Here is a 12,343-nt window from a genome sequence, read left to right on the forward strand (position 1 = left end):
ATTAAAAGATAGTATCTACTGGATGGGGAGCGATAGGAAATTAATATTTAATTGAAACTAGAGAAAGCATGTTCTTTAGTCTGTTTAGGGATTCCAGTAGGCAAACATTCTAGATATTCTTTGCTGACTGGAGTCTGGTATTTGCTGACCACCACTTGATGGTTGGCAGTTTTATGTAGTGGTCAATAAAACCCGGACACCTTTTTAGCTAATTCTTCCGCTTTTGCCGGTGGTAGCCCATCGTTAAATTGATGCGGTCTTTCCCAGTTGTAATAATTCATCAGGTAATAACCCACATCTCGTTTTGCTTCATTTGGCGAATGGTAGCCGGTTGATGGCATCCATTCGGATTTCAGACTTCTGAACACGCGCTCCATAGGGCTATTGTCCCAGCAGTTCCCTCGACGACTCATGCTCTGGCTCATCTTGTATCGCCACAGCCTTTGCCTGAATTTCCTTGCGCCGTACTGAGAGCCTTGGTCGCTGTGGAACATCACGCCGTGTGGCTTACCTCTTAGTTCGTAAGCCATATCTAAAGCTCTCGCGGCAAGTTCCGCATCCGGTCGATGTGACATGCTCCAGCCGATTACTCTGCGTGTATGAAGGTCAATCACGACAGCAGCATAATGCCAGGCTGAGCCAGTCCAGATGTAGGTGATATCACCGCACCAGACCTGATTGGGCCGTGCCACATTGAATTGCCTGTCCAGTAAGTTTGGAATGTCCGAGCGTTCAACCTGCACATTTTTATAGGCATGCTTACCCGGCTGTTTGCTCATCAGCCCTTGCTCTTTCATCAGCCGACCGACTTTGAATCTGCCGATAACGATGCCTTCATCACGAAGCATATCAACAATCGTTCGTGTGCCAGCCGATTGGCGGCTCTTATCGAACAGTCGTTTTACTCTGGCACGCAAAATACGCCGCTTAGTACTATTCAGACGTTGGCGATTTCGCCGTTCGTAATAACTACTGACGCCAACCCCAATCGCTGAACAGACCAATTCTGTTGATTCATGCACCCTCAACCGGTCTATCAGCGCGTGGATTTCAGGTCGTCGGACATTAAGAGTGCGGTAGCCTTTTTTAATATGGCTTTTTCTCGCTCCAGCCTATTCACGCGTGCTTCAAGTTCCTGAATACGTTGCTGATCTGGCGTCAGGGCTTTTGACTTCGGCGTATTACCACTGCGCTCAGATTCAAGCTGCTGAACCCATTTACGCAGGGTGTTTTCATGAACATCCACTGCGCGTCCCGCCTCAGCCAAGCTGTAACTCTGATCGAGAACCAGGCTGGCTGCATCATGTTTAAATTCCGGACTGAATGACCGTCGTTGTCTTCTCATTGAACACCTCTTTATTAAGTGTAATGCTACCACTTAAAAGAGTGTTCGGGTTTAGTCTGCCACTACATTAAGTTGGTAGTCATTCACCAATAGGTTTTAGATTTTATAAATTTCTAATTAGAAATAGTTGGTTTGAGACCATAGAACAGAGACGATACTAAGAGGATTAAATTTTGCCAAAAGTCAAAATCACTGAAATAAAGCAATGTATAGGTTAATTAAACGAGCTGATTCAATCGAAGCCTTGGAGTCCAAATTTCAGGGGTTAACTGACAATTTTGAGTGGATAGAATTGAAAAGTACGTATCAACAGGGCGATGAGATATGGTCTTTTACTTCTGATCAACGTTCGTGGCAAATGATGGCGGGGAGGTCCGGCTATGCTTTAGTAAGAAGCGGTAAGCAAGTATGCTATTGTGTTACTTTAATGAGTTAGCCTCAAGATGAAGTGTCAACAACCCCTCATATTTTTGTTCTTCTGCGCTTTTTCATTTGTTTTAAAGGCTCAAATCTCTCCCAATGAAGAATTACGGCAATACCTAAACCCAGACTATATCTCATTCCAATTCTCACAAATTAGCAATATAAACCTGAAATCTGAGCGATACAAACAACTCACGCTGGTACTCGGGAATATTCTAGATTTGATTCAACTTCAATTCAAAGAGCCATCATTGTTCAATGATGTGGATAACAGAGATGGTGCCTTATCAGATTACTTGGTGCATTTAGAAATGGTCTTTGATATCTACCCCAATAGCATCAATGACATGCCTGCTTGTGCAACTGCGAAACGATATCTGCTTGCGCAATACCAACCAGAAGAATATAAATTCGAGAAACTGCCTCATTCAATTCAAATGTTTTGGCCAGCATTTGAGGGACTGTGCTCAAACACAGAGAACGATATTTTATTGCCATTAGAGAGCGCTAAGACCCTCAAGCCTGAATTCATCAACTAATATAAATTAAGAAATATTGATAAGTAGATACTGCATCATTGGTTCTTAGCTTTACCCAGTCATAATAGGTTTGATTCAAGTTTTTCGATGTCGAATTTGTTACAAACCAAGTACCCAAACTGCGGACAAAACTACGTCGACGACCTTTATAATTGTCAATTTGAAGGGCGCTTAGATAGTTCCAATAGGCCCTCTGTCGAATATCAACCGATAGAGGACGTATGTTTATATGTTGATGGATTAGAACGGCAACTTTGCTTGTGTAAAAAATACAATCAAAATTCTTTCATCATACTTGGAGAATAAACGAACGTCTGCTTTACGGTATCAGTCCGGGGACTAATTACAGTTTTAAATGTCCGCTTTTGGCACGTACCAGACCTAATAGCTACCTTCACAGGCGCTCGTCACACCGAAACAGGTAATCTGAGACATAACATCTACTGAGTGACAAAAATGTCAATGAGTAAACCGTCAAATCTAACATTATCCTTGATTCTTAAAAAAATGATCGAGTGACAGCATCTAAAAGCCCCTTTAGCTATTTAATGTCTGATTACCACTAACCCTTAAATCACAACTGTACCGTCATATTCGAATCCCTGGACGAATCTTTTCTCTTCCCAACTCCACTCAAAAGGTAGCAATTCTTCATTGTTAAGAGTGACGCTCAGCAAAATTTCCATTCTCTCCAAGATGCTGTAAAGCTCATTTTTATAAGATTCATGCAGCTTTTTTTGTTCATCGTTCAAAATTGGCGGGTGGCCTAATTCATCATCCCTAAGCAATTCACTGAACGCTTCGTCATTACACTTAATGTATGGTAAAAAAGTTCGTGGCTTAATAAAACATACTGTTCCAGGAGATAGCAGTGGGACAGGGAATGTATCCCCTTTTTCAGGAGGCTTTTTATAGTCGACATTTTTGACAAAAGTCGTGATCGGTTCTCCCTCTTCACCGGAGAACCTAAAATTACAACTTTCAGGCAATGTTGCAGAGAGCATTATTTGCAAAATAGCAGGCTTGGTGTTGGATGCATTAACGATAAAAATCTCTTCATTGGTATAGTACTTGTTAATGGTATAGAAGGTATTATTCATTAATGGGGGGCCGTCGAGCCTAAATACTGAATCTGCATTGGTTAGAACTCTGATATCGTGCGTTGCTAAACCTATTTTCTTCAGTAAATACGACTTTAGTTTACTGCGTCCGTCATCGACAAGCTTATGTATTGCTGCCTTAGTACGCTCTAGATCGATATTCGAGCTGTTCATCTTATTATGTTACCGCCGTGGTTCAGATACATTTATATCGATTATAGATTTAATAAACATGTATTGGTCACTCACATTCTAAATAAGTGGTATTCCGAAAAACGTTTATGACAATTAGTTAGCTAATGTCTGCAATTGGCACAAAGCAATCCTATAAATCTCACCAATTGAACGCCCGCAAAACAGTAATTCTTGCCGTTCAATCACTCCGCCTACAGCGAACTCATATCCCCTTCGAGGGATAACTTTTCCCATGATAAGCAGAACTATTAAGGATCTGTTTTTCGGGTAAATCTATAATCACTTTCTGTTGCGACCAGTCGATGTGTTCCAGTTCTGAGGGGTTGAGCAGGATGGGGTGTTTGTGACCCAATACGCGGTTCATTTCTATGGCCAGGTAAGCAATGTCCCAGTTCTCATCATTGAGGATAAAGTCTTTGATGTGGCCGTGTTTTTTGTCGTCTGATTCCAGCTCGTAGTCTTCAACAAAGTTAGCGGAATGCACATGGTTTTTTTCTGAAGCGGGCTCTTCACCGGCACCCACGAGTTTAACTCGCTCTGGATGGACGCCGGTCAGGTAGGTGTCTAGCGGCTGCGGACCCACATGCCAGGTGGCGTAGTCGAAATAACACATGTAGGTTTTTTCATAGGCTCTGGCGATGGGATCATTGCTCAGTAGTGACGGACTTTGTTTCAGTTGAGATTTGCTGACCTGCAAATGAATCTCTTGTTTGTCACTATTAATGTGGCTGATTAATTTACTGTGCACTAGTGCTTTCTTGCCACCTGGCAGCCATTTATGGGTATCGATAAGCATGTAATGGGCATTCCAATGCTCGTCGTTAAACAGAAAGTCTTTGCAATAGCCCAGCTCCTCATCAGAGCCAAGAACCAGGTACCCTTCAAGCGCATTCAAGCTGTGCAGCATAATATTCACCGTTTAATTAATAGCCAGAGTGAGTATGGGATATTGCAACTCAAAAAAACAGGGGCTCTGTTATCTAAAAGCCAGAACTTTGCGGCAGGTCAAGAATCTCGGGTTTTATTGACGATGGCGGCAATGATATCTGGCCAATATTCCCGGGGCAGGGTGTGTCCCATACCTTTGAGCACAAGCAAATCGGCATGCGGCATAATACGCTTGAGGGCGTGGGCATTGTGTACCTTGAGCAACGGATCGGCATCGCCGTGGATGATTAAGGTAGGTAGGGTGAGTTTTTTTAAATGAAAAGAACGGTCTGGTGCTGTAGCTATAGCGCTGAGTTGGCGCAATACACCCGCGGCTGTAACGCCACGCTGCGTTGCCAGCAACAATAAATCTCGAATGTATTGTTCGGGAAACTCCAGATTAGGTCCATGTAATGTGCGCCAGAGACGCAAGCCATTTTCAATATAGCTTTGTACCGTGTTTTTGGGTTTGCGAGCCATAGCCACCAACGCATTTATCTTTGGATGCATCAGGCGTTTGTTGCCAGTGGTGGTCATGATATTGGTTAAGGTCAGCACTCTGTCTGGGTGGTGGATAGCCATCAGTTGAGCAATCATTCCGCCCATGGAAGCCCCCACAATATGGGCTTTTTTAACCTTGAGATTGTCCAACAGATGAACCGCATCTTGAGCCATATCCTCAAGACTGTAAGGGGCGTTTATAGGGGTTTTTAACCAGCGATGCGCCAGCAGTTGCCCAAAACTCGGTGGACGCCGCTCAGAAAATCGGGTGCTTTTACCTATATCGCGATTATCCATGCGAATAACCCACAAGCCACTAGTCGCCAATTCTCGACAAAACTCTTCCGGCCAATGGATAAGCTGTGTGGACAAGCCCATAATTAGCAGTATTGGCGGATTGTTCCGGTCGCCGAAGCTATCGCAAGCGATATCAATATTACCGCAGCGATATAGCTTTTCTGGATGGTAAGCGACGCTATCTAGCTGATTACTTGTAGCGCTGCCTTGGCTAGGGGAAGATAACACGGTTAATCACTAAACATGGTTGTGTTGAGTGCTGATTTTCCCCGTCAACCAACGAGGTGCAGCGCTGACATCAAGTGGTCGCCAATCCTGCAATGACTTGAGTTCACTGTTACCCGCCAATCGGTGAGCAATTAGCCATAAAACGGTGGGATGATGTCCCAGACCTAAATGACTACCATTGACCTGAATATTCTCCACGTGACGCTCTTCACCATGTTGATGACAACCTTGCCAATGGGTAATGCCGTCAGAGCGAGAATAGATTGAGGTACAGGGTACCGGAGGGGGAACTGCCATAGTTTCAGGAATTTCAAATTCTGCACCGATGCGTTTTTGATTAACGCGTTTAAACAAAACTGCAGCCATAGGCGACGAAGCTTCAGGCGAATTAAAGGGGCTACCCAAGCTGATCACCGACGCTACCATATCCGGCATGAGTCGCGCTATTTCGCGGGCCAATATGCCCCCCAAACTCCAACCTATCAGATGTATTGGCTGTTGTTCCTTTTCCACTAAAGCCAACACCCTTTCTAGTAAATCTTCCCGGATCATAGTTGCGCCCGGGATTATGTGTTGACCTAGATTCCGTCCTTGTTGCCAGCCGTAGGAACGATAACCTTTAAGCCGTAAATATTTGCGCAGTGGCAGGGTGGATGCATCACTGGCCAGGAAACCCGGTATAACCATGACCGGGCGTTTGCCTGAAGGAGCTTTTAATAAAAAGGGCATCGTCAGCGTCGCAGCGGCAAACTCCACTAAAGTGCGACTTTCAAATAGGGTGTGATGCAGTCGAGGTTTGCTCATTCAGTATCACTTCTTAGTTGTATCATCTTCGGTGGTGTTTTTCGCGATGGGTTCATCTGCTGGTTGTTGTTGCAGCGCCTCCATAGCTGCCGCTTCCAGCTCATTGGCTGATTCTCTAACATAGCGAACAAACTGTTTCATATCGGGCATCAGGTTTGATGCTGACGTGGCACTGATTGAAATGCTGCCGTTGTAGCTGAAAACTGGCATGATCAAGCCCATGCCATCAATGATGGGTGCCGTGCCCATATTGACATGCAATTTATGGCCAGCCATGTACAAAGGAATTTGAGGTCCCGGAACATTAGTAATGATGAGGTTAAAGATAGGGTTGTGCTTTTTAGCGATATTAGCGCGGCTGTAATATCGCGCTGCAACACCTGCCAGACCAAATGGGATAACCTCGGCAAAGCCCATCAAACTCTCAGCATCCACCGCTTCGTGATAGAGCTTGCCAATCACCGTATTGATGTGAATGGTCTCTAATCGTTTGATTGGGTCGGCTTCGTTGGTGGCCAATTGGATGTACATGGCAGTTACCTGATTACCCATGTCATTTTTTTGATCATCGGTTCGCGTGGAAACCGGCACCATAGCCACCAGAGGCTTGTCGGGAAGTTCATTTTTTTCCATCAGGTAGCGACGCAAACCGCCAGCGCAAATAGTGAGTACAACATCGTTTAAGGTTGCGTCTTTAACCGCCTTGCGAATGGCTTTGACTCGTCCAAGATCCAGGATAGAAGAATCCCAAATACGTTCAGGCCCGGCGATATCATTAAATCGAGTAGGCGGTGCCGTAAAGGGCAGGGTAGGCATGTCGATGCCGTGAACCTTTGAGATGTAGCTGGTTTTTACCGTGGCTTTACCCGTTTCCCAAAGTAATCCCGGCAGCTTGGTGGTGCGTGAAGCCAGATTATACGCCCCTTGGGTTAACATGCTAATGGCCCCCGGGACTTTGTCTTTTTTACGCTCAACTGCTGGCGGAACCTTGCGCGGTTTGGGTGATACGTCGAATAACATGCTCATCAGTTGCGCACCAGATTTGCCATCAAATGCAGAATGGTGGATTTTTGAGATCAGGGCCACAGAGCCCTCTGGTACCTGTGGGATGCAGTCTATACCCTCCACAAAGGTGAATTCCCACAATGGTCTGTCTCGGTCTAGTTTCAAGGAGAATACTTTGGATGCCAGATAGCGCAGTTCAGCCCAGCCGCCGGGTCTTGGCAATGCGGTACGATGAATATGCAGGTTTAAATCAAAGTCTTTGTCGTAGCTCCAATGGGGGCGATCCACATTAAGTGGTGAGGTAACCAGCTTTTCGGTAAGTCGTGGTACCGTATGCACCCGCTCTTGCAGGAACTGTTTGAAGTGCTCAAAGTCTAGAGTACCTTCGAGAATAGCGACTCCGCCAATGTGCATGGGTATTTTATTAGTTTCAAGAAATAAAAATGAGGCGTCCAGACCTGATAAAGCTTGCATGTTATCCACTTTTTGTTACTTGCATTAGCTCAGTATATGAAGGAAATGCCAAGAAGTGAAACACCCGTTTGAATTATTCAGTGAAAGATTCAGGCAGGCTACAAACCGTATCTGGCCAGAATTATAGCGACCTGTTTTTGATGCTCAGGTGAAACAGCGGCGTTGTCGTGAATATCTTGCCATAATTTGACCTCGCCAGTGTGCAAGCCTGATGGTGTAAACGCTAAATACAACTCATCTTCAGCCAGACAGCCGGAAGTGCGTATTTTATTTTGATGTTTATGTTCATATTGAAAGTACAGCATGGAAGATTCAGTGATTAAGATACTGTCAATGTAACCTTGCAGTAGTAACTCACTGGTTTGCCCCTCAAAACTATCTTGAAAAGATAAACCTTGTAACTGATTTGTTTCTGACTGCAAGTACCTTAACTCCAACGGTAGTCCATCTACTGGGTAGACCACTTTTCTTTGCGCAATATCCTCTGGTAATCGATACTGCCAGTTATCTTCCTGTCGACTAAAAAAGCAAAAACGCTGTGTCCCTATGGGATGTTTTGGATACAGCAGGTTTGGCGCTTCACTTTTGGCTGGCGCCAACAACGCCATATGCTTCCCGGATTCCACCTCTCTGATGGCTCTTGACCAAGGCAGTACCAGAAACTCAGGTTCAAATTCGGTATTTTTGTAAACTTCTCGAACGATTTCTACCAGCACTCCGGGTCTGTCTGAATTGATATCACAAATGTAAGGGCACCAGTCAATTGTGGCGACGGTAAACGGCACGTTAGCTCGACAAATGGGTACCAGTGCCCAGAGGAACAGAACAAAATATGCTATTTGTAGAAGCTTCATCAGCCACTCTCTCAAACTTCAACAGACTTAGTTTGAAATATTGAGGTGTGCCTGGCTATAGGCCATTAGTCTTAAAAAACTGTTCGGTTTGTTCATCGCCCGGAAAAAATGTCTCCACCTTGAGTTCCGCAGCAGTCACATCAAGAGCGGTACCGAATGAAGACACCATACTGAATAATTTAAGCTCTATATCGCCTATTTGCAGCTGCAACGAGAGTACCGGAGCCAGGGTTGCCGCGATATCGGTGCTTGAATATTCTGAGCAACCTGAGAGCGTTTGAACTTCGTCAAACAGCGTACTTAAAAATCTATTGTCGGGGTCACCATTCACTTCTCGTTGTAGCCGAAGTAGCAAAGGATTGGCAATTTCCTGCCAATTGCTGATAAAAGGTCGGAATCCCTTTTCCGAGAAGGTGAGGCGATAGATATTGAGTTTTTCTTCGTGAAAAACTGATGGGTCAGGTAAGCCTATGAGTTTAAGCAGCGTATTGGTGGCCTGGTTAGCCATGTAAAGGTCCCAGTTTCTGTCTACCACCAGTGCGGGAAAAGGCTGGTGATGTTCCAGCATCATTTGTAGGGCATTATTGATGCTTACCATGGCTTTATCATCCAGTTCTCGCTCAGTGAAAGCCGGTGCGTAACCTGCGCTTTTCAGCAGTTGATTGCTGTCTCTGAGGGTCATGTCGAGGGCGCTTGCAAGTTGCAGAATGACCTCCATTCCCGGTCTGGAACGACCTGACTCCAAAAAGCTGATATGTCGCTGGGAGATACCTGCCTCTAGTGACAAGTCTAACTGAGATAGCTTTTTAAATTTGCGCCAACGCTTCAACATGCCAGAAAAAGCCGAATCTGTTTTTTCCTGATGGGTTTTAATTGTGGCGTTGATCATATCGATACCTCTGAGGTTGTTTCCATTTTAATTATCACAAGTAAAGGAACAATTACCTTTGAGGTAATTGCCGGTATTACCCCAAAAGCTAGACTAACAGCAAAACTCAGAAGGAGAGAACTATGAATATGCGAATCATTTTATTGGGCATGATACTGGCCGCTTTTACTGGATTCAGCCTGTGGGTGTTACTGGATGTGGGGTATTTTGGGATTTGGGCCGCCGGATTTGAATCCGCTGGGACTATGCAAATTCTGTTTGATCTGGTAATCAGTTGTCTGGTGTTTAGCTGTTGGATGTTGGCCGATGCAAAAGCCCGAAAGGTTAATCCATGGCCATGGCTACTGGCAATACTGGCCACCGGCTCAATTGCCATTTTGGTTTATCTATTGGTCAGAGAAATACAAAAGAGCAAACCAACGCGAATGGCTTAATCAATGCAAATTACTATGGGACTGGATCTGATTCAGGATTTGGTCCTTGATGAAGTAATTGATGCTCGTGTGTTGCTCAACGTATTTCAGTATTGCCATGGCAGAACGCGGTGTTGACTCGTAACCCAAGGCAAACTCTCGAAGCAAATGCGATAATTGCGGGTAGTTGCGTTCAACACTTTGTTGGTAAGGCATGCTGGAGCCATTATTGTTAGATTGTTTTGGCTCCCACTGATTCACCAGACTGAGCAGCCGGGATAGCGCATGGTGTTGGATCAGATAGAAGGCTGATAGCTTCTCGCCGTTGTTGAACCTTCTTAAGCCGATAAGCAGATTGGTTAGCAGCTCTCCCAATAACCAATCAGGATCGTCGTATTCAACAATGTCATCAAGGTCGAAGCGGGAGCTTTGAGGAACAGCCACATCAAAAATTTCGGAATGCATTGTAGTGCGCTGCCATGCGATCTCTTCAGAGGGGATGATGCCGCTTTCCAGTTCATGCTTCTCCATTACGGTAAGATCACAAAAAATACCATCGGAAAACAGAAACCGGAAATGCCCGGGACTACGGCGAAATTCAAAAGCAATATGTTGTATTTCAGCAAGCCAGGCGATGTCTCTCAAAAACAACTCCTTACAACCAGCCTCTACTAGCAGCATAAATCCGATGTCACAGTCATCCATGCGCATGGCGTGGAGCGCACCATCGCAATGAGGCAACAGCATCGCGAGCGTGTGATTTTGCGCAGCGATAGTCGCTCGGATCTGCTCCAATCGTTCCTCTATTAATTCCTGTTTTGTCATTGAATCCGCTTTTGGCCTTGTTGCTTTTTTACTTGCCATTAAAGTTTTATCCTGTTTCGGCTGAAACTGACAACATTACGCATACGTATTCATAACAATTAGTTTACAATTTGTATCTGCTGGCTTATGAATTTTTCAATGATTGATTGCCTTGCCGGGAAATTTTTTTTATGGTGACCGCGATAATTGGCTAAGGATATGAAACGATTGAAAAAACTCTTCATTGCAACCATGAGTGTTTTGCTTTTAGGGGCTTGTGTCAGTAACTACAATCAAAAACAAGATAATCGGCAGGATAACCATCAAAGTGTCGCACCTCAGGTTGTTGTTCCGGAACATATCGGTGCTCAGTACTCGCTCAATGAGGCTGATATTTTTCGCTTAACAGCTGAGCAAGAAGCTGATTTTAAAGCCTGGTTTTACGATCCAATCAGAATCGATGAACCCGTTCACGATCGGGTCTATTATTACCTGGATAAATACACCGATGGCTTCGACTATCGAGGTAACACCTACAACGCCACTCAGGCGATGACTCACAAAGCAGGAAACTGTTTGTCCCTTGCCATCATGACCACTGCTCTTGCAAAAATTGTTGGGGTTGAAGTGGGCTATCAACTAGTCAATGCGACCCCGGTGTACAAGAAACGAAATAACGTTCTGTTGCTTTCTTATCACGTGCGTACTTTTTTGTATGATCCAAGTTGGCGACCTAAAAAAGACGTGATTACTCTTATTCGCCCAAGGTTGATTGTAGATTATTTTCCCAATCGCTATGACGTTCCAGGCGATGAAATTAGTGAACAACAATTTATGGGCATGTATTACCGCAATCTGGCTGCCGATGCGTTGTTGCAAGACCAGTTGAGCGAAGCTTTTTGGTTCGCTGAAAAAGCTCTTTCACTGGCAGCTAATGATGCCGAAAACATTAATATGATGGCGGTTATTTATCGGCGGCTGCAAGAGGATGATTTGGCTGAGGCATTTTATCAATACGGAATGGCCGCGGCTGAGAATAATACCAATCTGTTGAGTAACTACGCTGTCATGTTGGAAGCGCAAAACAGACCTGAACAAGCGGAGTTAATTCGTCAAAAATTATTGGAATTTCCAGACAGTAACCCTTATGCCTGGATAAAACTAGGACATGATGCCTTCCTTGAGGGGCAGCATGGTAGAGCCATAAGTTATTATCAGCGAGCTATGGCTTTGGCCCCTTACCTTGACGAAATTTATTTCGGTTTGGCTAAAAGTTTGTATCAGCGCGGTGAGTTTACTGCCGCAGCTGAAGCGATGCGCACCGCCGCAGAGAAATCCTGGGAGCAATCCCAAAGGCAGCTTTATTACGCTAAATTGTCGGCTCTGCGGGCCCGTAAGTTCGATAAATAATTAGCGCTTATTCGACATCCGGTGGTTTATATTTAAATCAATGATGATGATGTAACTATATATAACTGTTATTTATAGTGGATATTGATAATAAAAAACGGCTTTGGTTTTCCTTTATTGACAGGATTCTTTATA

At 44.6% G+C, this 12,343-nt stretch carries 12 protein-coding genes; 3 read left to right on the plus strand and 9 right to left on the minus strand.

The annotated features are described in order from the left end of the window. Positions 1-182 precede the first annotated feature (182 nt). Positions 183-1,345 (minus strand): IS3 family transposase gene (locus AABA75_RS05830; protein WP_338291613.1). Its coding sequence is split into 2 segments (ribosomal slippage): positions 183-1,090 and positions 1,090-1,345, totalling 1,164 coding nucleotides; the frame shifts between segments, so codons are not numbered across the junction. A 644-nt stretch (positions 1,346-1,989) separates the two neighbouring features. On the opposite strand from AABA75_RS05830, the gene AABA75_RS05835 reads away from it, so the two are divergent. Beyond that, on the plus strand, positions 1,990-2,307 hold the full coding sequence (locus AABA75_RS05835) for a hypothetical protein (RefSeq protein ID WP_338291614.1): 318 nt from the start codon (positions 1,990-1,992) through the stop codon (positions 2,305-2,307). 569 nt (positions 2,308-2,876) lie between these two features. Here the strand turns inward: AABA75_RS05835 and AABA75_RS05840 are convergent. The 7 genes from AABA75_RS05840 to AABA75_RS05870 all read right to left on the minus strand — a co-directional run bounded on the left by AABA75_RS05840 (position 2,877) and on the right by AABA75_RS05870 (position 9,581). Continuing rightward, on the minus strand, positions 2,877-3,581 hold the full coding sequence (locus AABA75_RS05840; protein ID WP_338291615.1) for a hypothetical protein: 705 nt from the start codon (positions 3,579-3,581) through the stop codon (positions 2,877-2,879). Positions 3,582-3,804: 223 nt separating this feature from the next. Then, complete coding sequence (locus tag AABA75_RS05845; RefSeq protein WP_338291616.1) at positions 3,805-4,509, minus strand: hypothetical protein; 705 nt, start codon at positions 4,507-4,509, stop codon at positions 3,805-3,807. Between the two features lie 98 nt (positions 4,510-4,607). Continuing rightward, the gene (locus AABA75_RS05850; RefSeq protein ID WP_338291618.1) at positions 4,608-5,555 is read right to left on the minus strand and encodes an alpha/beta fold hydrolase; all 948 of its coding nucleotides are present in this window, start codon (positions 5,553-5,555) and stop codon (positions 4,608-4,610) included. Positions 5,556-5,564: 9 nt separating this feature from the next. Next, positions 5,565-6,359, minus strand: coding sequence for an esterase/lipase family protein (locus tag AABA75_RS05855; protein ID WP_338291620.1), 795 nt, complete (start codon positions 6,357-6,359; stop codon positions 5,565-5,567). Between the two features lie 6 nt (positions 6,360-6,365). Beyond that, complete coding sequence (locus tag AABA75_RS05860) at positions 6,366-7,838, minus strand: WS/DGAT/MGAT family O-acyltransferase (RefSeq protein WP_338291621.1); 1,473 nt, start codon at positions 7,836-7,838, stop codon at positions 6,366-6,368. A 98-nt stretch (positions 7,839-7,936) separates the two neighbouring features. Then, positions 7,937-8,692 (minus strand): hypothetical protein, encoded by a 756-nt coding sequence (locus tag AABA75_RS05865; RefSeq protein ID WP_338291623.1) that lies wholly within the window; start codon positions 8,690-8,692, stop codon positions 7,937-7,939. A 55-nt stretch (positions 8,693-8,747) separates the two neighbouring features. Next, positions 8,748-9,581, minus strand: a complete 834-nt coding sequence (locus AABA75_RS05870) for a helix-turn-helix domain-containing protein (RefSeq protein WP_338291624.1) — start codon at positions 9,579-9,581, stop codon at positions 8,748-8,750. A 122-nt stretch (positions 9,582-9,703) separates the two neighbouring features. On the opposite strand from AABA75_RS05870, the gene AABA75_RS05875 reads away from it, so the two are divergent. Then, entirely contained in the window at positions 9,704-10,015 is a 312-nt protein-coding gene (locus AABA75_RS05875; protein WP_338291625.1) for a hypothetical protein, read from the plus strand. On the opposite strand, the gene AABA75_RS05880 is transcribed toward AABA75_RS05875, so the two are convergent. After that, on the minus strand, positions 10,016-10,819 hold the full coding sequence (locus AABA75_RS05880; protein WP_338291626.1) for a hypothetical protein: 804 nt from the start codon (positions 10,817-10,819) through the stop codon (positions 10,016-10,018). It abuts the gene before it with no gap. 207 nt (positions 10,820-11,026) lie between these two features. Here AABA75_RS05880 and AABA75_RS05885 point away from each other — a divergent pair, with 207 nt between their 5' ends. Next, positions 11,027-12,208 carry a tetratricopeptide repeat protein gene (locus tag AABA75_RS05885; RefSeq protein ID WP_338291627.1) on the plus strand — a complete coding sequence of 394 codons (1,182 nt, stop codon included), beginning with the start codon at positions 11,027-11,029 and terminating at the stop codon, positions 12,206-12,208. Positions 12,209-12,343 lie beyond the last annotated feature (135 nt).

This window comes from Planctobacterium marinum (genome assembly GCF_036322805.1).
GTDB classification, from domain to species: Bacteria; Pseudomonadota; Gammaproteobacteria; order Enterobacterales; family Alteromonadaceae; genus Planctobacterium; species Planctobacterium marinum_A.